We start from the raw sequence: 23,550 nt of genomic DNA on the forward strand, positions 1-23,550 counted from the left end.
ATTTGGCCCCCGTTCTGTCGGTCAGGTCGGGTAAGTTCCCGGATCAATTGATCAGCCGGTCGCGCCGGCGCGGGCACTTCCGCCTGCGCTCGCGAGCCGGCCGGGCGGGAGGTTCTGAGGTCGTGGACGCGGACAGAGCCGCGTGGGAGCAGCGCAGCATCGTGCAAGTGGTGCCGCCGGTCAAGCCGCGCAAGCTGGCGAAGGTGCCCTTCGTCGAGCTGGCCGACGGGCGGTTGCAGGGGGTCGTGTCGAGCGGGTCCGACATCGAGCGGGTCTACGTCTCGTCGATCACCGCCGGCACCCACGCGCTGAGCTGCAGCACCAACAACAACCGGCCGTGCGGCGCGCTGCACGGCTACGCCTGCAAGCACATTCACCAACTGGCCGACGAGGCGGTCCTGCAGTACGGACTCGACCGGGTGGCCCGTTACCTGGGGGTCGAGGTGCCGGAGGGGCAGTTCCTGATGTCCTCCGTCAACGGGCCGGTCGAGCGCACCCCCGCGGCCGTGGTGTTCAGCCGGTTCCTGCGCCACCTCGCCTACCTCGAGGTGCCCGCCAGCACGGAGCCGCTGGCCGAGCTGCACTGGTTCCCGGCGACGGAGGCGGTGCGCTGATGCCCGGGCTCGTGATGGTGCAGGCGGACGTGCTCCAGGCACGGAAGGCGGTGCGCTGATGCTGGACGTACAGCTCGGCGAGCTGCTCGGCGACACCCCCGCGGGGGTCGGCGAGGCGCTCGACCTGGTGGCGGGGTTCGACGGCGCGCTGACCCACGGGTTCGCCCGGCTCGGCGAGGAGGCGTCCGCGGCGCTGGCCGCCCTGGCGGGCGCGCTGGCCGCGAGCCCGCTCGGCGACCGGCTCGGCGAGGCAGCGGAGAAAGTGGCCGCGGGATCGATCGGCGACGAGCACCTCGCGGCGCTGGCCGGTGGGCGGGCCGCGCTCGACGGCGCGGTGCACGACGCCCTGCTCGCCCGGCTCGACACGGCGCTGGGCCGCGCCCGCGGGGCCTGGGCGGCCGCGGAAGACGCGGGCGGGCCGGAGAGCCGGGCCGGTGGGGCTGGGGAGAGCGCGGGCGAGCCGGGGAGCGTGCCGGCCGGGTGCCGGGGCTGGCTGCGCGAGCTGGCCATCACCGGCTGGCGCGGCGTCGACCACGACCTCGTCTCCTCCTCCGACCAGGCGATCGAGGCGCTGCTCGCCGTGCCCGAGCTGCGCGGGCTGGCGGTGCTGCTCGACGGCCTCGCGGCGGAGCTGCGGGCGTCGTGCCCGGTCGCCACGATGGACGTGGTCCCCGCCCGCAGGTGGGGCGATCTGTGGACGCGCGCCCTCCTGCTGTCCCAGCAGGGAGCCCAGAAGAGTGCATGGCACGGCGCCGCCGAGCCGGTCTCGGGGCGGCTGCTGATCCTGGGCGCCGACGTCCACGAGCACGCCACCGTGATACGCGTGCAGGTCCACGGCATCCTCGAGCCCGCCGGCGGCGCCCCTTCCCAGCTGGTACGCACGAGCGTCGCGGCCGCGAAGGTGGACACGATCTCCGGCCCCTCCGTGTGGCGGCTGCTGAGCGATCATCCGGTGCTCATGGGCGCGCTCGCCGGACACCTCAGCCTGGAGGTCACCGACCTGCCGCTGCTCCCGGGCGGCGACCTGGTGTGGCACGACGACCGCGCGCAGGCCGGCGAGGCGGCCGACCCGTTCGCGACCGCCCGGCTCCAGCTCGCCACGGCCGAGGCGCCGCCGACCCCGCCCCTCGACCGCCATCCCGTACGCATCGCGGAGCCCGTGTTCCTCGAGGGCTACACGATCGACGGCCGGACGCTCGACCTGGGCGGCAACACGCTCCCGGTCGCCCTCGACCGGCTGCCGTCCTGCGGGCCGCTCACGCCCGAGCTGGTGTCGGCCTCCTCCGCGTGCATCGGCCTGATGCGCTGGGACGGCGGGCAGTGGCTCCTGCAGCCCCTCGCCGTCCAGGCCACGGTCAAGAAGAAGCCCGTCACCGCGCACACCGGCGACTGGGCCATGGGCCCCACCGACCCCAAGGTCGTCAAGGCCGAGGCCAAGGCCGGCGACGTGGTCGCCGTGCTACGCGAGCGAGCGGGGCGGTTGTTGCGCAAATGACCGATTCTCAGACCACTTCGGACGGGACCACTTCGGACGGGACCACTTCGGACGAGACGCGGCGCCAGGTGCTCTACTGGCGCCTGCTGGCCCGCCTGTTCGGCCCCGACGAGCAGCCGGCCCTTGAGCGGGCGAGCGTGGCCATCGTCGACGACCTCGGCCTCCCGCCTGCCCTGCTCGACCCCGGCATCTCGGTCGACAACCTCGTGCAGCGCTTCCCCGACCTGGCCGCCGAGTTCGAGGGCCTGATGGCGGAGCAGGACCACGAGGAGGGAGACGAGGTCCGCCGCGCGGCCCTGGTCTCCAAGCTGCTGCTCAACGTGTTCGCCACGGGCTCCGGCAACGTCACCGCGGGCCAGCTGGAGGCGTGGAAGCAGGACGCCGGCTGGTTCGAGCGCGGCATGGGCTGCGGGCCGGGCGGGCTTCGGCACAGTCCGGGCAACGAAGAGCTGGCAGGGGTGCTCGCCGGGCTGGAGGGCGACCTGGTCAAGCGCATGCACCTGCGCGAGGTGCTGGCCGACCCGGTGCTGGCCAAGCAGCTCACCCCCAGCATGTCGCTCATCGAGCAGCTGCTGCGCGACAAGTCCAATCTGTCGGGCGTCGCGCTGGCCAACGCCAAGGCGCTGATCCGCAGATACGTGGACGAGGTCGCCGAGGTGCTGCGTACCCAGGTGGAGCAGTCCAGCGCGGGCGTCATCGACCGGTCGGTGCCGCCGAAGAGGGTCTTCCGCAACCTCGACATCGAGCGGACCATCTGGAAGAACCTCACCAACTGGAGCCCGGAGGACCAGCGCCTCTACGTCGACCGGCTCTACTACCGGCAGACCGCCCGCCGCACCACCCCGGCCCGCATGATCGTGGTCGTCGACCAGTCGGGCTCCATGGTGGACTCGATGGTCAACTGCACCATCCTGGCGTCGATCTTCGCCGGGCTGCCGAAGGTCGACGTGCACCTCATCGCGTACGACACCCGGGCGATCGACCTGACCCCGTGGGTGCACGACCCGTTCGAGGTGCTGCTCCGCACCAACCTCGGCGGCGGCAACGACGGCCCGGTCGCGATGGCCATGGCCCGCCCGAAGATCAGCGATCCGCGTAACACCGTGATGGTCTGGATCTCCGACTTCTACGAGTTCGACCGTTCGCAGCCCCTCTACAACGGCATCGAGGCGGTCTACCGCTCGGGGGTGAAGTTCATCCCTGTCGGCTCGGTCAACAGCTCGGGCCAGGAGAGCGTGGACCCGTGGTTCCGCAAGAAATTCAAGGACCTGGGCACCCCGGTGATCTCAGGCCACATCCGCAAGCTCGTCTTCGAGCTCAAGAACTTCCTCGCTTAGGAGACCCCCTGATGAGTGACGACATGCTGCGCGCCCCCGCAGAGGTGAAGTACGCCGAGGAGCTCGACTACCTGGAGTCGATCGACGACAGCCCCAAGCCGTTCTCGTGGCGGCTGAGCCCTCGCATGATCCGGCTGTTCATCCTCGGCTCCGAACGCTCCGACGGCATCGACAGGGAGATCCCGCAGAAGTGGTTCGGTGACCGCAGCTTCGTCGAGCGCAGCATCGTGACCCTGGCCTCCGACCGGGGCTTGCTGCTGATCGGCGACCCGGGCACCGGCAAGAGCTGGCTGGCCGAGCTGCTGGCCGCCGCCATCTGCCGCAACTCCACGCTCGTGGTCCAGGGCACGGCGGGCACGACCGAGGACCACATCAAATACTCATGGAACGTCTCCATGGTCATCGCCAAGGGCCAGTCCCGCGAGTCGATGATCCCCTCGCCGATCATGACGGCGATGGAGACGGGCGTGATCGGCCGCTTCGAGGAGCTGACCCGCTCGACCAGCGACGTGCAGGACGCGCTCATCTCGATCCTGTCGGAGAAGTACGTCTCCATCCCCGAGCTCGACGACGACAACATCGTCTTCGCCCAGCCCGGCTTCTCCATCATCGCCACCGCCAACAGCCGCGACCGGGGCGTCAACGACCTGTCGTCCGCGCTCAAGCGCCGCTTCAACTTCGTCCGCATCCCCGTCGTGACGAACAAGAAGAGCGAGGCCGAGATCGTCCGCTTCCGCACCGAGGAGCTGCTGCGCAGGCACCGGATCGAGCTGGACGTCCCGCCCACGCTGCTGGACATCCTGCTGCAGAGCTTCGCCGACCTGCGTTCGGCCGCCGCGTCGGCCACCAGCGACGACGAGAAGCTGGAGTCGGCCCTGTCCACGGCCGAGCAGATCGGCGTGCTGGAGGACGCCATCCTGCACAGCAACTTCTTCGGCGACCGCACGCTGCGCGCGCAGACCCTCGCGAGCTCCCTGGTCGGCTCGCTGGCCAGGCGCAGCCCCGAGGATCTCGCGATCCTGAACAAGTACTGGCACGGCGTCGTCGAGCCCCGCAGCAAGAAGGACGGCGGGGAGTGGCCGGAGTTCCTCGAGGGCGGCCGCGAGGCCATCGCCACGCTCTCATGACCGGACAGCCGAGCCCCTTCGCCTCGCTCCGCGAGCAGCTCCTCGACGCCGCCGCCGCGTTCTCGGGCAGTCCTGTGACCGTCTCCGACATCCTGTCCGGGCTGGTGGACGACGTGGACCGGGCGCTGCGCGAGGAGCTGGAGATCTTCCCCGTCTGCCACCACTCGCCGGCCTCGGCGCTGGCCATGGTGCGCAGGCTGCGGGAGAAGCAGCCGAAGGTCATCTACCTGGAGCTCTGCGAGGACCTGCAGCCGCTGCTGACCGAGCTGCGCAACTGCCGGCTGCCGGTGGCGGTGCAGGCGTTCGCGACCGACATCGACGGCTTTCCCCCGACGTGGGCGCCGCTCAGCGTGGTGGCGCCCATCACGGAGGCGTCCGCCGAGTACCAGGCCATCTCGTACGCGCTGGAGACCCCGGGCGTCGAGCTGGTGCTGGTCGACAGGTCCACCGACCACGTCTTCCAGTGGGCCCCGAAGGAGGAGCCGGACAAGAAGGAGCAGGCCGAGGAGTCCGGCCTGCACGGCGACGCGGTGGGCGTCGAGATCGGCGACCTGCGCCCCCGCTTCGCCGAGCTGGAGGAGCACCTGCTCCACCACGGCAAGGTGCGCCACTGGTCGGAGTGGTGGGACCAGTACGTCGAGCAGCCGCTCGCCGGGGCGGACTACGACACCTACCGCCAGGTCATGGTGCTGATCGGCAGCCTGTTCCGCCGCCTCGACCGCGACGGCGGCCGGCTGTCCGTGGACGAGGACCGCGAGCGCTACATGTGGACCAGGATGCGCGAGCACCTGGCCGCGTCCGGGGCCGACCCCGCCGACTGCCTGTACGTGTGCGGCGCCTTCCACGCCGCCAGCCGCGTCGAGCAGTTCGGGGTGCGGTCCACGGCGACCTTCGAGATCAGCCCGCGCACCGGCACGAAATGGCTGTACGGCCTCATCCCGTCCAGCCACTCGGCCATCGAGGCCCAGTTCGGGCTCGCCTCCGGCTCGGTGTCGATCGCGGCGGCGACGTGGGCCAAGTCGCTGACCCGGAGCAAGCTGACCCCGTTCCAGCTGGCCGGGCAGAAGGGCGCGCGCAAGCGCGCCGCCAAGCTGCCCGAGCCCGTCGCTCCGGCCGAGGTGACCGACCGGCTGACCGGGTTCCTGTCGAGGCCGCCCGCGCTCGACGAGCTGGACGAGGCCGAGCTGCTGGGCTGGAGCGTCGACATCGTCCGGCTGGCCCGCCGCAACGGCTACCTGTCCAGCACCGCCGACGCCATCGCCGTCTTCGAGACGTCGATCCTGCTGGCCGGCATGCGCAACCGGGCCAGGCCCACCCCGTACGACTTCCAGGACGCGGCCGTCACGTGCATAGAGAAGGACGTCATGCCGGGCCGCCGCGACGTGCGGCGGCTGTGCGAGATCCTGCTCGGCGGCGACCGCGTGGGCGAGGTCGGCTACGACGCGATGCCGCCGCTGGCCCGCGACGTCTACGACCGGCTCGCGCCGCTCGGGCTCGACCTGGAGAAACGCACGATCCAGCGGGCGCTGCTCGACCTCAACGCCAACCCCGAGCTGAGGCCCTGCTCCGACCTGCTGTGGAAGCTGCGCTACCTGCTGCCCTCGGATGCCGTACGCCCCATCATGGGCCAGCGCGGGCTGGGGGAGCGCTCCATCCAGGAGAGCTGGGACCTGGCGTTCGGCAAGCACCAGCGCTCGATCATCGAGCTGGGCTACGAGGGCGTCACCATCGAGCAGGTGGTGGAGCAGCGGCTGCGCCGTTCCGTGTGGGACCCGAAGGCCACCGCGGCCGTCGCGCTGGCGGCGGTCGAGGACGCGGTCGTCTTCCTCGGCAGCCGGCGCTTCGCCGACGAGCTGGGGGCACGGGCGGTGGAGCTGCTCGCCTCCGAACGGAGCGTGGACGACGCGCCCGAGGTGCTGCGCAGGATCCGGCGGCTGATGGCGTACTACCGCGCCCACGAGCCGGAGCTGCCCGGCTGGTGCGAGGAGTTCGCGACCTCCGGATACGCGCATTACTGCACGCTGCTGCCGACCGCCTTCGTCGACGACGACACCGGGGTACGGCAGGTCGCCGCCATGCTGGGCTTCCTGTTCTCGATGGAGAGCCTCGCGATCTCGCTCGGCTGCGACCGGGCCCAGCTGGAGCTGGCCGTGCAGCAGTCCCACCCCGAGTCGCCGGCCAAGGTCGCGCTGCTGTGGGCGGCGCGCTCCCAGCTCGGGCTGCTGTCCCACGCCGAGCTGCGGGAGCGGTGCGACGAACTGCTGGCCAACCCGCTGGTGGTGCCGTCGTTCCCGCAGTACATCATCGGGTTCGTGCAGGCCATGGAGCCCGTTCCGGCCCTGTCGGGGTTCGTGGTGGAGGTCGTCTCGAAGGCGTTCGGGCGGCTGCCCGACCGCGTGCTGCTGCCCTGGCTGCCCAAGCTGATCACGGCGCTGCGCGACCAGGCGGGGGAGCTGGTGCCGGTGCTCGTACGCGAGGCGGGGCGCACGTTCCCCGGCACGCTGGGCGCGGTGGACAGCTGGGTGCCGCCCTGGTCGGCCCGCCCCGCCGCGCCCGCGCCCGCCGCCGCACCGGTGGCTTCGGGGCCGGTGGCCGAGCTGCTCATGGGGCATCCGGCGGCGTGCGACGCGGTGGCGGGGCTGCTCGGGTGCGAGGGCTCGTGGCAGGCCCCGGCGGCCGCCTGGCCCGGCCATCGGGAGGTGACCGCCCTCCTGGCCGGCCACCCGGAGCCCGCCCTGGCGGTCGCCGGCCTGCTCGCCGGCCCAGGAGGTGGTGCCAGGATTACCACCTCCAGGTAACCGCCCTCGGGTGTCGCAGCCCGTGCGGGCCGGCAGCCCGGCCGGCCCGCGCGGTGTCCCTGCTGCCGGTGTCGCGATCCTTTCTGCTCGGCGTTCACGCGCGATCACCGCTGACACCGGGAGATACGCCGGGAACGCGAGAAGGGTTCAGAATCAGGATTTCTTCGGCGGGGCGGCGCGGAAGGCGACGTGCGGTGGGCGGCCGCCGAACAGCTCGGTGACGGTGACGAAGTGGTAGCCGCGCTGGGCCAGGGTCTTCAGCACGCGCGGCATGGCCCCCACCGTCGTGCGGTGGATGTCGTGGAACAGGATGATGCTGCCCGGCCGTACCGACCTGAGCGCCCTGCGGGCCACCGTGGCGCTGTTGCGGTAGCGCCAGTCCAGGGTGTCCACGCTCCACAGCACGAGAGGGCGCGAGATCTGCCTGCGCACGGCCCTGTTGAACGCCCCGTACGGCGGGCGGACCAGGTGGGGCACGACGCCGGCGACCGCCTTGACCGCACGGTCGGTGCGGGCGATCTGGGAGCGCACCCGGGAGGCGGGCAGCCTCGTCAGGAGGGGGTGCGACCAGGTGTGGTTGCCGATCTCGTGCCCTGCCGCGACGGTGCGGCGCAGCACGCGGGGGTACGTCACGACGTTGCTGCCCACGACGAAGAACGTGGCGCGGGCCTGATATTTCGCGAGGTGGCGCAGCAGGGTGTCGGTGTAGCGGCCGGGACCGTCGTCGAAGGTCAGGGCCACGCACTTGACGCGGCGGCAGTCGACCCGGGGCGGCGCCTCGGCGGCGGAGCCGCCGGACGAGGGCAGCGAGACCCCCGACGTCCCGGGCGACGCCCCGAACAGCGCCACGCCTAACGCGTCGGACCGCGCCGCTCGAGGGTCGGATTGTGCGGCAGCCTGGGAAGCGCCCGTGGTGGCGGTGAGCGTGACGAGCATGGCCGTGGCGAGCACCCCCGCCGTCACCCGCTTCACCCCGGTCAGGAACGGCGGGTGCTCCCTCGCACAGATCTCCATAAATCCCCCTTTGTGCGTAGCGCTCCCGGCGCGTCCTCTTATATGGAACGATCCCCGACGGAGATCGTTCCAACAAGTACGACAACCGCCACGCACACCTGGTTCGCGGAAGATCGCATTCCGGATGAGGGAACCCGGTGGAGACGACCGCCCCTCAGCGCGACCAGGAGCGCTGTACGGTGTCGCGCACGCGGCGCCGGGCCGGGGGCGGCACCTCGCCGTTGGCCGCCACCGGCAGCGCGGGCGGCGCCGCCGCCGGCACGAGCACGGCGGACTCCTCCTCGCTCACCGGCCGCTCGATCTCGGCGAACGCGCCGTCCAGGCCGCGCACGATCACGCCGGTCTCCACCCCGTGGGCGACCGTGTGCCGGTCGAGGCTTTGCAGCCCGAGGGCGATCCGCCGGGCGATCACATACCCGAGCACCGGACCGGCGACGAACAGGACGCGGAAGATCCAGGTGGTCGCGTAGAGCGAGATGTGGAAGGTCGAGGCGATCAGGTCGTTGCCGCCCGCCAACCAGAGCACGCCGTAGTAGACGATCCCGGCGACCCCCAGGCCCACCCGTGACGGCACCTCGCGCGGCCGGTCGAGAAGATGGTGCACGGCGTGGTCCCGGGTGATCCAGCGCTCCACGAACGGGTACAGGGCCAGTCCGGTGAACAGCAGCCCCGGCGCGGCCAGGGCCGGGATCAGCACGCTCATCGTCACCGTGTGCCCGAAGACCGTGAGCTCCCACGGCGGCATGATCCGCAGGGCGCCCTCGAGGAAGCCCATGTACCAGTCGGGCTGGGAGCCCGCGCTGACCGTGCTGGGCGCGTACGGGCCGTACAGCCAGACGGGGTTGACCTGGAACACCGTCGCGAGCAGCGCCACCGTCGCGAGCACCCACAGGAAGAAGACCGTCGTCTTGGCCAGGAACGCGGGGAAGAACGGCGCCCCGCGCACCACCCGGTCGCTCAGCCCCTTGGCGCGGAACTGGGTGTGCGTCTGCCGCCACGTCAGCACCACCGCGTGCAGTGGGATGAGGACGAGCAGCAGCCCCGGGATCAGCAGCACGTGGAGGCTGAACAGCCGGGAGATGATGTCCCCGCCGGGGAACTCGCCGCCGAACAGGAACATCGCCAGGTACGTCCCCACCAGCGGTATCGACACCGTGACCCCGTGCAGGATGCGCAGCCCCGCGCCGGACAGCAGGTCGTCGGGGAGCGAGTAGCCGAACAGCCCGTTGAACATCACCAGCACGAACAGCACCACGCCGATCAGCCAGTTCAGGTCGCGCGGCTTGCGGAACGCGCCGGTGAAGAAGTTGCGCAGCATGTGGATGACGATGGCGCCGAGGAAGACGAGCGTGGCCCAGTGGTGCATCTGCCGCATCAGCAGGCCGCCGCGCACCTCGAAGCTGATCTCCAGCGTCGAGGCGTACGCCTGGCTCATCCTGACGCCGCGCAGGGGCGCGTAGGCGCCGTTGTAGAGCACCTCTTCCATGGTCGGTTTGAAGAAGAAGGTGAGGAAGACGCCCGTGAGCAGAACGACCACGAACGCGTACAGCGCGATCTCCCCGAGGAGGAAGGTCCAGTGATCGGGAAAGACCTTCCGCATCGCCTTCTTCAGGAACCCGGCCCCGCCGATCCGATCATCGAGCGCCTGGGCCAGTGAGCTGACCTTCATAGTGACCCCGCCTATGACTGGGTTGGTACGTCATAGACATGACGGGATGAGGCCGCCAAATGTGACATCAGGCGAAGTGTTCATCGGTTCGCGGGGGGCAGAGGCCGTCGGGATCACCTACTGTGAAATCTGCCCCATTTGTCAGGCTTGGGAGGCATCGACGATGCGGAACGGCCGGACCACACTGGCCAGCGCGTTCACGGCGGCCCTGCTCCTCGCCGCCGGCTGCAGCTCAGGCGGCTCGGGAGGGACCGCCGCACAACCGCAGGAGCAGAAGGAGCAGCAGCCGGTGGCCAAGCTCTCGATCACCCCTGCCGACGGCACGAAGAAGGTCCCCCCGGACACCGGGATCGGCGTGAAGGTCACCGACGGCAAGGTCACCAAGGTGACCGTCGCGGACGCCAAGGGGCGCGAGGTGAGCGGGAGCACGGCCGTGGACGGGACCTGGCGGCCCAAGTGGCCGCTCAAGCCCTCGACCGCGTACACGGTGAGCGCGGAGGCGACCGGCACGGACGGGAAGCCGGTCACGGCGCGGGCCGGGTTCACCACGCTCAAGCCGAAGCGGGTGCTGGAGAGCGGCATGTCGCCCCTGGACGGCGAGAAGGTCGGCGTCGGGATGCCGGTCCAGCTCCTGCTGTCGCAGCCGGTGACCGCGCGCGAGGACCGCGCCGAGGTCGAGCGATCGCTGGAGGTGCGCATGTCCAAGCCGGTCGAGGGCGCCTGGAGCTGGGTGAGCGACCGGGAGGTCCAGTTCCGGCCGCGCGAGTACTGGCCGACCGGCGAGAAGGTCACGGTGGTCGCCCACCTGGCCGGCCTGCGCGCCGGGCGGGACCTGTGGGGCGCCAAGGACCGCAGCCTGACCTTCACCGTCGGGCCCGAGCACATCACGAAGGTGAGCAACGCGACCCACCGGGCGGTCGTGCGGGAGAACGGCGAGGTCGTCAAGACCATCCCGATCAGCCTCGGCAAGCCCGGCGACGACAGCTACTCCGGCATCATGATCGCCCAGGAGAAGGCCGCGGAGACCATCATGGACTCGGCCACCATCGGCAAGCCCGGCGAGTACCGCATCCGCACCAAGTGGAACGTCAGGATGACCTACAGCGGCACGTTCTTCCACGCCGCGCCCTGGTCGACCGGCGCGCAGGGCAGCCGCAACGTCAGCCACGGCTGCGTGAACGCCAGCCCGGAGAACGCCCGCTGGTTCTACGAGTTCACCCAGCGGGGCGACATCATCGAGGTGACCGGGACGTCGCGGAAGCTGAGGTTCGGCAACGGGCCGACGCCGTGGGCGAAGTCGTGGGACGACTGGCTGGCGGGCAGCGCCCTCGGCAAACCGATCAACGGCTAGCCCTGCCGATGGAAGGGACACCCCCCCGGCAAACTGCTCATCTGACCCGATAGGGAAGACTCTCACCAGACCGGTTCTGGTGAGAATGAGGAGCAGGCAATGCACATCGTACGGTTCGTCAGCCCCTTGACCGACGCGCCCGCCGTCGGCGTCGACGACGGCGCGCGGGTGGTGGAGCTGTCCGGCGTCACCACCGTGGCCGAGCTGCTGCGGTTGCCGGTCGAAGGGCTGCGGGAGCGGATGGCCGGGGCGGACGGGCCGGAGCACCCCTCCGGGTCCGTGCGGCGGCTCGCGCCGGTGGACGGGCTGATGGAGGTCTGGGCGGCGGGCGTGACGTACCGGCGCTCGCGCGAGGCCCGGGTGCTCGAGAGCGAGCGCGCCGCCGACGTGTACGAGCTGGTCTACGACGCCGAGCGTCCCGAGCTGTTCTTCAAGTCGGTGGCCTGGAAGGTCTCCGGCGACGGCGGCCGCATCGCGGTGCGGTCGGACTCCGAGATCGACGTGCCGGAGCCGGAGCTCGGCCTGGTCCTGAACGCGGCCGGGGAGATCGCCGGCTACACGGTGGTCGACGACGTGAGCTCGCGCACCATCGAGGGCGTCAACCCGCTGTACCTGCCGCAGGCCAAGATCTACCTGGGCGCGTGCGCGGTCGGCCCCGCGATCAGGCCGGCGTGGGAGGTGTCCGACCCGTACGCGCTGGACATCACGCTCAGCATCGCCAGGGCGGGGGAGACGGTGTGGGACGGCAAGGCCTCCACCTCCCAGCTGAACCGCCGCCTCGACGACCTGGCGGGCTACCTCTTCCGCGCCGACCTCTTCCCCGACGGCGCCGTGCTGGCCACCGGCACCTGCCTGGTCCCCGACCTGCCGTTCACGCTGCAGGACGGCGACGCGGTGACGATCGGCATCGGCGAGATCGGCACCCTCACGACCACCGTGGTCAAGGGACTGGAGTCGATGCGCTCCTGACCACCTGACCGTGGCCGGGTGGGCGCCCACCGTCGCGGGCGCCCACCCCTAGCTCCTCCGTGCTCCCCAAAGGGTCCCCGCCGAAGTGCGGTGGGTCGGGCTCGGTGAGTCCGCGTTCTCATGACGGACGCGTGCGGATGAGACGTCTGTTGACTTTGGTTTGGATGGTGTCCAAATTAATGAGCATGAGGCGATCTCTCGCGGTGTTCCTGGTCATGCTCTGCGCCCTGCTGGGGGTGCCCCCGCACGCCCAGGCCGCCGCGCACGAGGTCACGTACGACAGGTACTCGCTGATGGTGGACGGCGAGCGGCTCGTCCTGCAGTCGGCCGAGTTCCACTACTTCCGCCTGCCCAGCCCGGCGCTCTGGCGGGACGTGCTGGAGAAGCTCAGGGCGGCCGGGTTCAACGCCGTCTCGGTCTACTTCTCCTGGGCCTACCACTCGCCGGAACCCGGCGTGTACGACTTCACCGGCGTGCGCGACGTGGACCGCCTCCTGCGCACCGCCCAGCAGGCCGGCCTGTACGTGATCGCCCGCCCCGGGCCGTACATCAACGCCGAGACCAGCGGCGGCGGCCTGCCCGCCTGGGTGAAGACCGTGCCGGGACGGGCGCGCAGCAGCGAGGCCGGATACCGGGCCGCGTACCGCGAGTGGCTGCACCGGATCAACCCGATCATCGCCAGGCACCAGGTCACCGACGGCGGCCCGGTGATCCTCTACAACGCCGAGAACGAGTACCAGGTCAACACCGACGCCGCGTACATGCAGGACATCCAGGACCAGGCCCGGGCGGACGGCATCGACGTGCCGATCACCACCAACGACTGCTGCGACGCCGGGAGCTGGAGCTCGACGTGGGCGACGGGGCCGGGAGCGGTGCAGATCCCGGGAGTGGACGACTACCCGCAGTCCTTCGAGTGCGCCAACCCTGACGTGTGGGGTCCCTGGGGCGAGGGGCTGACCGAGAGGCTGCGTGACGACATCCCCGTGTTCGCCGCCGAGTACCAGGCGGGCGCGATCGATCTCGGCAACGCCGGGTACGACAAGTGCCGCGAGCTCACCGGGCCCGCGTACATGAAGTACTTCTACAAGAACAACCTGATCACGACCGGGGCCACGATGGCGTCGTACTACATGGGGTACGGCGGCACGAACTGGGGCTGGCTGGCCCAGCCCAACGACGTCTACACCTCCTACGACTACGGCGCCGCGATCACCGAGGCCCGGCAGCTCACGCCCAAGTACGACGAGTTCAAGCGCCAGGGCTACTTCCTTCAGGCCGTCGCGCCGCTGGCCAAGACCGACCCGGCCGCCGCTCCGGCCGCCCCGGACAACCCCGCCCTCACCACGGTCGCCCGTGCGAACCCCGACACCGGCACCCAGTTCGTCCTCGTGAAGCACGCCGACCGGGCCGCCACCGGCACGGACGACGCCACTCTCGACTGGGCCGCCCCCGACGGGCGCTTCACGGTGCCGGTGCGGGTCAAGGGGCGCGACGCGCACGTCCTGGTCGCCGGGTACGACCTCGGCGGCCAGCGCCTGGTCCTGTCCACGTCCGAGATCATGACGCACGCCCTCATCGGCGGCCGTGACGTCGCGGTCCTGTACGGGACCGCGGGCTCGCCCGGCGCCACGATCCTGCGGTACGGCTCCCAGCCGGTGGTCAAGGTGCTCGACGGAGCCGTGCGGGCCGCCTACCGCGACGGCGACCTGCGCCTCGACTACGTGCACGACGGTCTGGCCAGGGTGCTGGTCACCGGCGGCGGGCGGCGGCCGCTGCTGCTCCTGCTCGGCACGGACGAGACGGCGGCCGGGTTCTGGCGGGCCGGGCCGGATTCGGCGCCGGTGCTGGTGCGCGGCACCGAGCTCGTGCGCTCCGCCTCGGTCCGCGGCGACACGCTGACTCTGGCGGCGGACACCGCGGCGGGGCAGGTCGAGGTGTTCGCGCCGCCCTCGACGCGGCGGCTCAGGATCGGCGCGGAGGACGTACGCGTCACCCGGACACCGAGCGGCTCCCTCCTGGGCGCCACCCGCGCCCCCGAGCCGGTCCGCCTGCCCGCGCTGACCTCGTGGCGTTCCCATGCCGAGGCGCCGGAGGCCGAGCCCGGCTTCGACGACTCGCGCTGGACCGCCGCCGACCACACCACGACCGCGAGCCCGCACCCGCCCAAGACCCTGCCGGTCCTGTACGCCGACGACTACGGCTACCACCACGGCGCCGTCTGGTACCGGGGCCACTTCACCGCCACCGGGACCGAGACCAGGATCGACCTGAACGCCATCACCGGGCTGCGCGGCAACTACCTCGTCTGGCTCAACGGCCGTTACCTCGGCTCGGCCGCCGGAGGCGTCGAGGCGGACTCCGGCGACAGCTCCACCCCACCCAACCCCGACCCCGGCCCCGGCCACTTCGACGTCCCCGCGGGCGCGCTCAAGCCGGGCGCGGACAACGTGCTCTCCGTCCTCGTCGCGAACACGGGGCACAACGACGACTGGATCGCCGACGACCTGCGCTTCAAGCAGCCACGTGGCCTGGTGGCCGCCACCGTCGGCGGGACTCCGATCAGGTGGCGGATCCAGGGTGCGGCCGCCCTTGACCGGGTCCGCGGCCCGCTCAACAACGGCGGCCTGTACGGGGAGCGCACCGGCTGGCACCTCCCGACTTTTCCCGACAAATCCTGGAAGGCCGCCGACGCGAACCTGCCTCCCGGCGTCACCTGGCACCGGACCACGTTCCGCCTCGACCTCCCCAAGGGCCAGGACGTGCCTCTGGGGCTGCGCTTCGGCGGCGACCCGTCGCCCGCGTACCGGGTGCAGATCTTCCTGAACGGCTGGAACGTCGGCCAGTACGGCGGCGACATCGGCCCGCAGCGCGACTTCGTGCTCCCGGCCGGCATCCTGGACGAGCGCGGGAGCAACACGCTCGCCCTCGCCATCACCGCCGAGCAGCCGGTGACGGGACCCGGGCCGATCAGCCTGTTCGCCTACGGGAACGTCCGGAGCACGCGCTAGGTCTCCCGCCCCTCGCCGGGCACGGGTGGGTCAGTCGCGGTCCGGGACGGCCAGTTCGGCGAGCAGGGACCAGTCGTCCTGCGGGACGATGGCGTTGATGATGCGGGGCGTCTCGGCGAGGTGCCCCGGGAGCGTCTGCTGAGCCTGCTTGAAGTGCGCCGACTGCACGTGCGCCGCCCCGGCCGCCTCGTCGCGGAACGCCTCCACCAGCACGTACTCGGCCGGGTCCGCGACGCTGCGCGACCAGTCGAACCACAGGCAGCCCGGCTCGGCCCTGGTCGCCTCGGTGAACTCGGCGGCGATCTGCGGCCAGCGGTCGGCGTACTCGGGCAGGATGCGGAACTTGGCGGTAATGAAGATCATCGGGCTGGCTCCATCGAGGCTCGGCGGCAGTACAGCACGAGAGTATCGGCCGGCCGATGACGGACCTGCTCGCCGGGATCCAGGACAAGCACCGATCTGTCCATCAGATTGGGCGTGGAGGGGACCGCTTGCTTCAGTCGGCGAGGGAATCCGCGCTCCCTGCCTCCGGATTTTGTCGGCGTCTGCCGATAGTGTGGTGGCCTCGTTACAGAGCGTGGGAGGTGGAGGTGCGCAGATCGGTGAAGTTTCTGCTGCGCCCCACCAGCAAGCAGGCCGCTGCGCTGGCGGCGTGCCTGGAGGACCACCGGCAGTTGTACAACGCGGCGTTGGAGCATCGGCGCACGGCCTACGGTAAGGCGGGCGTCTCGATCCGGTACGGTGACCAGTCCGGGGAGTTGAAGCACATCCGCGCCGACGACCCGGAGGGGCAGGGCCGGTGGTCGTTCTCGTCCCAGCAGGCCACGTTGCGCCGTCTGGACAAGGCTTTCACGGCGTTCTTCACGCGGGTGCGCCAGGGCCGCACGCCGGGCTTTCCCCGGTTCAAGGGGCGCGGCTGGTTCGACACAGTGGAGTGGCCCAAAGACGGTGACGGCTGCCGTTGGGACTCCCAGCCCGAGCACCCGTCGGCGACGTTCGTCCGTCTTCAAGGGGTCGGGCACGTACGCGTCCACCAGCACCGGCCCGTCAGGGGCAGGGTGAAGACGATCAGCGTCACGCGGGAGCGCAATTGCTGGTATGTGGTCCTGTCATGCGATGACGTGCCCGCCGAGCCGCTCCCGGCAACCGGCGCGGCCGTCGGCGTGGATCTCGGTGTCGCGCACCTGGTCACCACCAGCGACGGTGGGCATCTGGACAATCCTCGCCACCTGGCCGCCACCGCGGACCGGCTGGCGATCGCGCAGCGGGAGCTCGCCCGTAAGAAGCGAGGGAGCAAGCGCCGTCGCAAGGCCGTGATGCGAGTTGGCGCGCTGCATGCCAAGGTGCGGCGTCAACGCCTGGACGGGGCGCACAAGGCAGCGCTGGCCCTGGTCCGCGGCTATGACGTGATCGTGCATGAGGACCTGAAGGTCGCGAACATGACCCGCTCGGCGTCCGGCACGATCGAGCAGCCCGGCCGCAACGTGGCCGCCAAGTCCGGGCTCAACCGCAACATTCTGGATGCGGGTTGGGGGGTGTTCCTGCGGATCCTCGCGCACAAGGCTGAAAGCGCCGGTCGAGAGTTGGTCTCGGTGAACCCCGCCGGTACCTCCCGCACCTGCGCCCGGTGCGGGCACAGCGCTCGGGAGAACCGCCCCAGCCAAGCCGTGTTCCGATGTACGGCGTGCGGGCATAGCGCGCATGCCGACGTTAACGCGGCGATCAACATTCTCAGGGCAGGGCTTGCCCTTCGCGACGCTGCGCAAGCGGCTTAGCGAGAAGCCGCTCCCGTCAGAGAGCGGAGGAGTCACGCTGTTCATCAGCCACGATCTCGGCGTGGTGCATCATGTGGCCGACCGGGTCCTGGTCATGAAGGACGGCAAGGTGGTAGAGCAGGGAGAGGTCACGGAGGTGTTCTCGCGGCCCCGGCACCCGTACACGCGGGAACTGGTCGAGGCGGTTCCGCGACTTTCCTGAATTTCCTACCAAATGTGTGGGATAATCGAGATGTGAGCCTGGACAGGATCCGCGCTTCGAGCGCCCGAGCCGATTCCCCCCTGACCGCCGCCATCCTCGCGGGCCGGTGGATCAGGTCCGCCGCGGCCGATGACGGCCACGGGCGGCACTGGACGGCCAATCCCGACCCGCACGCCGGCTCGGCGGTGACCGCCGAACCCGGGTCCCTCTATTCGGGCGCGGCGGGCATCGTGCTGTTCTTCCTCGAGCTGGCCGCCGCGACCGGTCACGAGGCGTACCTGGAGGACGCCAGGGCGGGGGCCCGCAGGCTCGCCGCCACCTGGCGCGAGCAGGACGACCTCTCCCTCTACCACGGGCTGACCGGCACCATGGTCGCGCTCATGGAGGCGGGCTGGGCGCTCGGCGAGGGCGGCTTCGAAGCGGAGGCGGCGGCCATCGCCGACGTGATCGTGCGCAGGGGGCGGGAGTCCGAGCACGGCGTCGGGTGGTCGCGGGATCCCGCCCAGCGGGGCGAGGGCGGCATCATCCTCGGGCTGCTGCGGGCGGCCGCCCACCTGGGCGTGCCCGCCTATGAGGAGGCGGCCGTGGAGGCGGGGCTGCGGATCGCCCGGCTGCCCGTCCCGGGTCACCGCTTCGGCGACTGCGCCGACCTGCCCGTGGACGCGGTCACGCCCGGCTTCCTCGCGGGCACGTCCGGCACGGCGTTCCTGCTGGCCCGCCTGTACGGGGTGACCGGCGACGAGCGGTTCCTGTTCGCCGCCCGCAGCGGGGCGGCCTTCGTCCGCGAGATCAGCGTCGTGAGCGGTGGCTGTGCGGTCGTCCCGCACCACGTGCCGCATGCCCGCGAGCTGCACTACCTGGGCTTCTGCTCCGGCTCGGCCGGCGTGGCCCGCATGTTCTACGAGCTCTACCGGGTGGCGGGCGACCCCGGCGACCTGGAGTGGGTGGAGCGGCTGGCGCGCGGCATCGTCAAGAGCGGCGTGCCGCGGCGCCGTACCGAGGGCTACTGGAACGTGGCCTGCCAGTGCTGCGGCACGGCCGGCCTGGTCGAGCTCTTCGTGGGGCTCTGGGCGGCCACGGGCGACGAGGCCCACCTGGAGTACGCCCGCCGGCTCGCCGCCGACCTGATCGGCCGGGCCACCGACCACGACGGGCGCGGCTACCGCTGGTACCAGGCGTACCGGCGGCTGCGCCCGGGCGAGGTGACGGCCGACACCGGCTACATGGTGGGCGCGGCCGGCATCGGCGCGGCGCTCCTGCACCTCGACGCCGCAGGTCAGGCCGACCGCCCGCGCCGCGTCATCCTGCTGCCCGACAACCCGTTCCCGGCGATCCCGTTGCCCACGTCCGTGCTCCGTTGACAGGGATACCCGCTTTTCCTACTGTTTAAGCGGGTATTACCGAAGGAGCACGCATGACCGCCTCCACAGAGCACCGCCGCGACCGCCTCTCCGGGCCGATCGCATGAAGCAGGTTCATCTGGCCGCGCACTTCCCCGGCGTCAACAACACCACCGTCTGGGCCGACCCCCGATCCCGCAGCCAGATCGACTTCGCGTCGTTCCAGCACCTGGCCCGCACTGCCGAACGCGGCAGGTTCGACTTCTTCTTCCTCGCCGAGGGCCTGCGGCTGCGCGAGCTGAAGGGCCGCATCCACGATCTGGACGTGGTCGGCCGCCCCGAGTCGCTGACCGTGCTGGCCGCCCTCGCCGCCGTCACCGAGCGGCTCGGGCTGGCCGCCACCGTCAACGCCACCTTCAACGAGCCGTACGAGCTGGCCAGGCGGCTGGCCACGCTCGACCACCTCAGCGCGGGCCGCGCCGCCTGGAACGTGGTCACCACCTCGGACGCCTTCACCGGGGAGAACTTCCGCCGCGGCGGCTACCTGGACCGTTCCGAGCGCTACGCGCGGGCCGAGGAGTTCGTGCGGCTGTCGCGCGAGCTGTGGGACTCGTGGCGGCCCGACGCGCTCCGCGCCGACCAGGAGATCGGGAAGTTCCTGCGGCCGAACGCCGTCGCGACCGTACGGCACCGGGGCCGGCACTTCGACATCGAGGGGCGCTTCAACGTCCCGCCCAGCCCGCAGGGCCATCCCGTGGTCATCCAGGCGGGCGACTCCGACGAGGGCAGGGAGTTCGCCGCCGCCAACGCCGACGTCGTCTTCAGCCGTCACGGCACGCTGGAGGAAGGGCGCGCCTTCTACGCCGACGTCAAGCGCCGCCTGGCGAGGTACGGGCGGCAGCCGCACCAGCTCAAGATCATGCCAGGGGCGACGTTCGCGCTCGGCGACACCGACGCCGAGGCGGCGGAGCACGCCGCCGAGATCCGCCGCCAGCAGGTCGGGCCGCAGACGGCGCTCGCGTTCCTGGAGCAGATCTGGGGCCGGGACCTGTCCGGCTACGACCCCGAGGGCCCCCTGCCCGGCGTGGATCCGGCCGTCGAGCAGGGCGTCTCGCAGGGCCGCGTGCAGGTGGCCGACCGGGTCGCGGTGGCCGAGAGATGGCGGGCCGTGGCCCGGGAGAAGGAGCTGACCATCCGCGAGCTGGTGATCCAGATGACGGGGCGGCAGTCGTTCGTGGGCTCGCCCGCGACCGTGGCCGCGCAGATCGAGGAGTTCGTCCGTACGGACGCCGCCGACGGGTTCATCCTGGTCCCGCACCTCACCCCAGGCGGGCTGGACGACTTCGTCGACCAGGTGGTGCCGCTGCTGCAGGAGCGCGGCGTCTTCCGTACCGACTACGAGGGGACCACGCTCCGCGACCACCTCGGGCTCGGAGCGGCGGCATGACCCTGCACCTGGCCGTCGCACTCGACGGCGCCGGATGGCACCCGGCCGCCTGGCGGGACCCGGCCGTCAACGCGCGGGAGCTGTTCACCGCCCGCCACTGGGCCAGGCTCGTCACCGAGGCCGAGCGCGGGCTGCTCGACTTCGTCACCATCGAGGACGCCCTGGGCCTGCAGAGCACCCGCCTCGACGGGCCGGACGACCGGACCGACCAGGTGCGCGGCCGGTTCGACGCGGTGCTGCTGGCGGCGGCGCTCGCGCCGCTCACCACGCGCATCGGACTGGTGCCGACGGCCACGACCACGCATACGGAGCCGTTCCACGTGGCCATCGGCATCGCGAGCCTGGACCACGTCAGCCTGGGGCGCGCGGGCTGGCGGGTCCAGGTCTCGGCACGCGGCTGGGAGGCCGCCCACTTCGGCCGCAGGGAGATCCCGGCGCTCATCCCGAAGCTGGACACGACAGGTGGATGGAAGCCCGACGAGCGGGCTCAGCGGCTCATCGGGGAGCTGTTCGAGGAGGCGGCCGACGCCGTCGAGGTGGCCAGGCGGCTCTGGGACAGCTGGGAGGACGACGCCGAGATCCGCGATGTGGCCACCGGCCGGTTCATCGACCGCGACAGACTCCACTACATCGACTTCACCGGCTCCCGCTTCTCCGTCAAGGGGCCGTCGATCACGCCCAGGCCGCCGCAGGGGCAGCCGGTCGTGACCGTGCTCGACCACGGCGGGTCGGCGGTGCCGTACGAGCTGCCCGCCCGCTCCGCCGACGTCGTCTTCGTCACCCCGCACGGCCGCGACCACGCGCGGGACATCGTCGAGCAGGTCAGGAGCGCCCCCAGGGACGGGCACCCGCTCAAGGTCTTCGCCGACCTGCTCGTCCACGTCGGCGACGACGCCGCCGACCGCAAGGCCCGGCTCGACGAGCTGGACCCGCCGCCCGGCTCCGACGCGTTCACCTTCACCGGGACCGCCGCCGAGCTGGCCGACCTGCTGCTGGACTGGCGGGAGTCGGGCATCGAGGGGTACCGGCTGCGGCCCGGCGTGCTGCCGCTCGACCTGGAGGGGATCACCCGGCAGCTCGTCCCCGAGCTGCGGCGGCGCGGCGCCTTCAGGGACCGGTACGAGGCCGCCACCCTGCGCGGCCACCTCGGCCTGCCGCCTGCGATCAACCGTTACGCCTCCCAGAAAGCGGATATTGCGTGAAATTTCTGGCCATCACCCTGATCGTTCATGACGGCCGCAGACCCACCAGCGAACGGTTCCAGGAGGTCGTCTCCAACGCGATCCTCGCCGAGGAGCTGGGATTCGACGGGTTCGGGGTGGGGGAGCGGCACGAGCGGCCGTTCATCTCCTCCTCGCCGCCCGTGGTGCTCAGCCACATCGCCGCCAAGACGTCCCGCATCCGGCTGTTCACCGCGGTCACCACGCTCAGCCTGCTCGACCCGGTGCGGGCGTACGAGGACTACGCCACCCTCGACCACTTGTCCGGCGGGCGGCTCGAGCTGATCATCGGCAAGGGGAACGGCGCCGCCCAGGCCCAGCTCTTCCATGTCACCGCCGAGGACCAGTGGGATCGCAACCGCGAGTCGTACGAGCTGTTCCGCAGGCTGTGGCGGGAGGAGAAGGTGACCTGGGAGGGACGGTTCAGGCCGTCGCTGACGGACGCCGAGACCTGGCCGCGGCCGCTGCAGCAGCCGATCCGCGTCTGGCACGGCAGCGCCACCAGCAAGGAGTCGGTGGACCTGGCCGCGTTCTACGGCGACCCCCTCTTCTCCGCGAACGTCACCAACCCCATCGACCCGTACGCCGAGCTGATCGACCACTACCGGGAACGGTGGGCCCACTACGGCCACGACCCGGCCGACGCCCTGGTGGGGGCGGGCAGCGCGGGCTACTACGCCACCAGGAGCTCTCAGGAGGCCGTCGAGACCTACCGGCCGATCTTCGACGCCCGGCTGGAGACCTTCAGGAAGTACGGGGTGCCGCCGGTCTTCCACTCTCTGGAGGACGCCATCGAGCGGAGCTCCCTCCTGGTCGGCAGCCCGCAGCAGGTCATCGAGAAGGTGCTGAAGTACCACGAGCGCTTCGGGCACGAGGTGATGCACCTGCACGCGGACGCCGACGGGCTGACGGACAAGCAGCACCGCGAGGCGCTGGAGCTGTTCCAGTCGGAGATCGCCCCGGTGCTGCGCAAGGAGATCCCCAGCAGGCCGTTCCCCGGAGGGTCGTCATGACGGTTCCCCTGTCCATTCTCGATCTGGCGCCGATCCCCTCCGGCGGCACCGCCGGGGACGCGGTGCGCAACACCGTCGACCTGGCGCGGCGGGCAGAGTCCTTCGGCTACCGCCGGTACTGGCTGGCCGAGCACCACTTCGCGGCGGGGGTGGCCAGTTCGGCGCCCGCCGTGCTCATCGGCCTGGTGGCCGCGGCGACCAGCCGGATCAGGGTCGGCTCGGGGGCGGTGCAGCTCGGCCACCAGACGCCGCTGGCGGTGGTGGAGCAGTTCGGCCTCCTGGACGCGGCCCACCCTGGCCGCATCGACCTCGGCCTCGGCCGCTCCGGCCAGCGCCGCGCCGAACTCACCCGCGCCGTCTCCCGTCCCCCCGCGCATGAAGGTGGTGGGGGAGGGCGGGTCGTCGACGGGCTGCTCATTCCGCCGCCGTTCGACTTCTCCGCGCTGCTCAAGGTGCCGCACCTCGCCTTCCAGGCGTCGCTGCTCCAGCAGCCCGGCGCCCGGACCCCCGACTTCGCCGACCAGCTGGACGAGGTGCAGGCGTTCCTGGCGGGTACGTACACCTCGGCCGACGGCCTGGCCGCGCACGCGGTCCCGGGCGAGGGCGCGGACGTCGAGCTGTGGATCCTGGGCAGCAGCGGCGGCCAGAGCGCGCAGGTGGCGGGGGAGCGGGGCCTGCCGTTCGCCGCCAACTACCACGTCAGCCCCTCGTCCGTCCTGGAGGCCGTGGAGGCGTACCGGGAGGCGTTCAAGCCGTCCGCCGTTCTGGAGGAGCCGTACGTGGTCGTGTCCGCCGACGCGGTCGTGGCCGGCGACGAGGCCACGGCGCGGGAGCTCGCCAAGCCCTACGGCCTCTGGGTACGCAGTATCCGCACCGGCCAGGGCGCCGTTCCGTACCCCAGCCCCGAAGAGGCCGGCGCCCACGTCTGGACGGAGGAGGACAGGAGGCTGGTGGCCGACCGCGTCGACACCCAGTTCGTCGGCGACCCGGAGACGGTCGCGGACGGGCTGCGGGTGCTCCAGCGGGTCACCGGGGCCGACGAGCTGCTGATCACCACCATCACCCACGACCACGCCGACCGCGTGCGCTCGTACGAGCTGCTCGCGCAGGCTTGGCACTAATTCATGCATATCCAGTAGGAAAAATTGACTTTAGGGGCTCGGGCTCG

Annotated in this window: 18 protein-coding genes; 15 read left to right on the forward strand and 3 right to left on the reverse strand. The window is 71.4% G+C overall.

Annotated elements, in window-relative coordinates:
• The first annotated feature begins 122 nt into the window (after positions 1 to 122).
• Genes AB0H84_RS37880 through AB0H84_RS37900 form a run of 5 tightly spaced genes read left to right on the forward strand, consistent with a single transcriptional unit; the run spans position 123 to position 7,371 of the window.
• The gene (locus tag AB0H84_RS37880) at positions 123 to 614 is read left to right on the forward strand and encodes a hypothetical protein (RefSeq protein ID WP_357615595.1); all 492 of its coding nucleotides are present in this window, start codon (positions 123 to 125) and stop codon (positions 612 to 614) included.
• A gap of 58 nt (positions 615 to 672) precedes the next feature.
• A complete protein-coding gene (locus AB0H84_RS37885) occupies positions 673 to 2,109 on the forward strand; it encodes a hypothetical protein (protein WP_357615598.1) in 1,437 nt (478 codons plus the stop codon).
• Positions 2,106 to 3,446 (forward strand): VWA domain-containing protein, encoded by a 1,341-nt coding sequence (locus AB0H84_RS37890; RefSeq protein ID WP_357615601.1) that lies wholly within the window; start codon positions 2,106 to 2,108, stop codon positions 3,444 to 3,446. The genes AB0H84_RS37885 and AB0H84_RS37890 overlap by 4 nt, the downstream gene beginning before the upstream one ends.
• Before the next feature lie 11 nt (positions 3,447 to 3,457).
• Complete coding sequence (locus tag AB0H84_RS37895) at positions 3,458 to 4,573, forward strand: AAA family ATPase (protein WP_357615604.1); 1,116 nt, start codon at positions 3,458 to 3,460, stop codon at positions 4,571 to 4,573.
• The gene (locus tag AB0H84_RS37900; RefSeq protein WP_357615607.1) at positions 4,570 to 7,371 is read left to right on the forward strand and encodes a DUF5682 family protein; all 2,802 of its coding nucleotides are present in this window, start codon (positions 4,570 to 4,572) and stop codon (positions 7,369 to 7,371) included. The genes AB0H84_RS37895 and AB0H84_RS37900 overlap by 4 nt, the downstream gene beginning before the upstream one ends.
• Positions 7,372 to 7,524: 153 nt before the next feature.
• Here AB0H84_RS37900 and AB0H84_RS37905 read toward each other — a convergent pair whose 3' ends face one another.
• Positions 7,525 to 8,385 (reverse strand): polysaccharide deacetylase family protein, encoded by an 861-nt coding sequence (locus AB0H84_RS37905; RefSeq protein ID WP_357615610.1) that lies wholly within the window; start codon positions 8,383 to 8,385, stop codon positions 7,525 to 7,527.
• A gap of 154 nt (positions 8,386 to 8,539) precedes the next feature.
• Positions 8,540 to 10,054 carry a ubiquinol-cytochrome c reductase cytochrome b subunit gene (locus AB0H84_RS37910; RefSeq protein WP_357615613.1) on the reverse strand — a complete coding sequence of 505 codons (1,515 nt, stop codon included), beginning with the start codon at positions 10,052 to 10,054 and terminating at the stop codon, positions 8,540 to 8,542.
• A 163-nt stretch (positions 10,055 to 10,217) separates the two neighbouring features.
• Here AB0H84_RS37910 and AB0H84_RS37915 point away from each other — a divergent pair, with 163 nt between their 5' ends.
• From AB0H84_RS37915 to AB0H84_RS37925, 3 genes are all read left to right on the forward strand, one after another.
• Positions 10,218 to 11,405 carry an Ig-like domain-containing protein gene (locus AB0H84_RS37915; protein WP_357615616.1) on the forward strand — a complete coding sequence of 396 codons (1,188 nt, stop codon included), beginning with the start codon at positions 10,218 to 10,220 and terminating at the stop codon, positions 11,403 to 11,405.
• 99 nt (positions 11,406 to 11,504) lie between these two features.
• Positions 11,505 to 12,374 (forward strand): fumarylacetoacetate hydrolase family protein, encoded by an 870-nt coding sequence (locus tag AB0H84_RS37920; protein WP_357615619.1) that lies wholly within the window; start codon positions 11,505 to 11,507, stop codon positions 12,372 to 12,374.
• A 185-nt stretch (positions 12,375 to 12,559) separates the two neighbouring features.
• The gene (locus AB0H84_RS37925; RefSeq protein WP_357615622.1) at positions 12,560 to 15,385 is read left to right on the forward strand and encodes a beta-galactosidase; all 2,826 of its coding nucleotides are present in this window, start codon (positions 12,560 to 12,562) and stop codon (positions 15,383 to 15,385) included.
• Positions 15,386 to 15,415: 30 nt separating this feature from the next.
• On the opposite strand, the gene AB0H84_RS37930 is transcribed toward AB0H84_RS37925, so the two are convergent.
• Positions 15,416 to 15,748 (reverse strand): putative quinol monooxygenase, encoded by a 333-nt coding sequence (locus AB0H84_RS37930; protein ID WP_357615625.1) that lies wholly within the window; start codon positions 15,746 to 15,748, stop codon positions 15,416 to 15,418.
• Between the two features lie 239 nt (positions 15,749 to 15,987).
• Between AB0H84_RS37930 and AB0H84_RS37935 the strand changes: the two genes are divergently transcribed.
• From AB0H84_RS37935 to AB0H84_RS37965, 7 genes are all read left to right on the forward strand, one after another.
• Complete coding sequence (locus AB0H84_RS37935) at positions 15,988 to 17,160, forward strand: transposase (RefSeq protein ID WP_357615628.1); 1,173 nt, start codon at positions 15,988 to 15,990, stop codon at positions 17,158 to 17,160.
• 61 nt (positions 17,161 to 17,221) lie between these two features.
• Positions 17,222 to 17,362, forward strand: a complete 141-nt coding sequence (locus AB0H84_RS37940; protein ID WP_357615631.1) for a hypothetical protein — start codon at positions 17,222 to 17,224, stop codon at positions 17,360 to 17,362.
• 32 nt (positions 17,363 to 17,394) lie between these two features.
• Complete coding sequence (locus AB0H84_RS37945) at positions 17,395 to 18,723, forward strand: lanthionine synthetase LanC family protein (protein WP_357615634.1); 1,329 nt, start codon at positions 17,395 to 17,397, stop codon at positions 18,721 to 18,723.
• Between the two features lie 103 nt (positions 18,724 to 18,826).
• Positions 18,827 to 20,149, forward strand: a complete 1,323-nt coding sequence (locus tag AB0H84_RS37950) for an NtaA/DmoA family FMN-dependent monooxygenase (protein ID WP_357615637.1) — start codon at positions 18,827 to 18,829, stop codon at positions 20,147 to 20,149.
• On the forward strand, positions 20,146 to 21,351 hold the full coding sequence (locus AB0H84_RS37955) for an LLM class flavin-dependent oxidoreductase (protein WP_357615640.1): 1,206 nt from the start codon (positions 20,146 to 20,148) through the stop codon (positions 21,349 to 21,351). The genes AB0H84_RS37950 and AB0H84_RS37955 overlap by 4 nt, the downstream gene beginning before the upstream one ends.
• Entirely contained in the window at positions 21,348 to 22,382 is a 1,035-nt protein-coding gene (locus AB0H84_RS37960; RefSeq protein ID WP_357615643.1) for an LLM class flavin-dependent oxidoreductase, read from the forward strand. The genes AB0H84_RS37955 and AB0H84_RS37960 overlap by 4 nt, the downstream gene beginning before the upstream one ends.
• Complete coding sequence (locus AB0H84_RS37965) at positions 22,379 to 23,503, forward strand: LLM class flavin-dependent oxidoreductase (RefSeq protein ID WP_357615646.1); 1,125 nt, start codon at positions 22,379 to 22,381, stop codon at positions 23,501 to 23,503. The genes AB0H84_RS37960 and AB0H84_RS37965 overlap by 4 nt, the downstream gene beginning before the upstream one ends.
• Positions 23,504 to 23,550 lie beyond the last annotated feature (47 nt).

Origin of the sequence: Nonomuraea sp. NPDC050786, assembly GCF_040654115.1 — a bacterium.
Lineage (GTDB): Bacteria > Actinomycetota > Actinomycetes > Streptosporangiales > Streptosporangiaceae > Nonomuraea.

Coding starts and splice junctions, on each gene's coding strand:
- AB0H84_RS37885 (WP_357615598.1), top strand. CDS start 673: ATGCTGGACGTACAGCTCGGCGAGCTGCTCGGCGACACCCCCGCGGGG.
- AB0H84_RS37890 (WP_357615601.1), top strand. CDS start 2,106: ATGACCGATTCTCAGACCACTTCGGACGGGACCACTTCGGACGGGACC.
- AB0H84_RS37895 (WP_357615604.1), top strand. CDS start 3,458: ATGAGTGACGACATGCTGCGCGCCCCCGCAGAGGTGAAGTACGCCGAG.
- AB0H84_RS37900 (WP_357615607.1), top strand. CDS start 4,570: ATGACCGGACAGCCGAGCCCCTTCGCCTCGCTCCGCGAGCAGCTCCTC.
- AB0H84_RS37905 (WP_357615610.1), bottom strand. CDS start 8,385: ATGGAGATCTGTGCGAGGGAGCACCCGCCGTTCCTGACCGGGGTGAAG.
- AB0H84_RS37910 (WP_357615613.1), bottom strand. CDS start 10,054: ATGAAGGTCAGCTCACTGGCCCAGGCGCTCGATGATCGGATCGGCGGG.
- AB0H84_RS37915 (WP_357615616.1), top strand. CDS start 10,218: ATGCGGAACGGCCGGACCACACTGGCCAGCGCGTTCACGGCGGCCCTG.
- AB0H84_RS37920 (WP_357615619.1), top strand. CDS start 11,505: ATGCACATCGTACGGTTCGTCAGCCCCTTGACCGACGCGCCCGCCGTC.
- AB0H84_RS37925 (WP_357615622.1), top strand. CDS start 12,560: ATGAGGCGATCTCTCGCGGTGTTCCTGGTCATGCTCTGCGCCCTGCTG.
- AB0H84_RS37930 (WP_357615625.1), bottom strand. CDS start 15,748: ATGATCTTCATTACCGCCAAGTTCCGCATCCTGCCCGAGTACGCCGAC.
- AB0H84_RS37950 (WP_357615637.1), top strand. CDS start 18,827: ATGAAGCAGGTTCATCTGGCCGCGCACTTCCCCGGCGTCAACAACACC.
- AB0H84_RS37955 (WP_357615640.1), top strand. CDS start 20,146: ATGACCCTGCACCTGGCCGTCGCACTCGACGGCGCCGGATGGCACCCG.
- AB0H84_RS37965 (WP_357615646.1), top strand. CDS start 22,379: ATGACGGTTCCCCTGTCCATTCTCGATCTGGCGCCGATCCCCTCCGGC.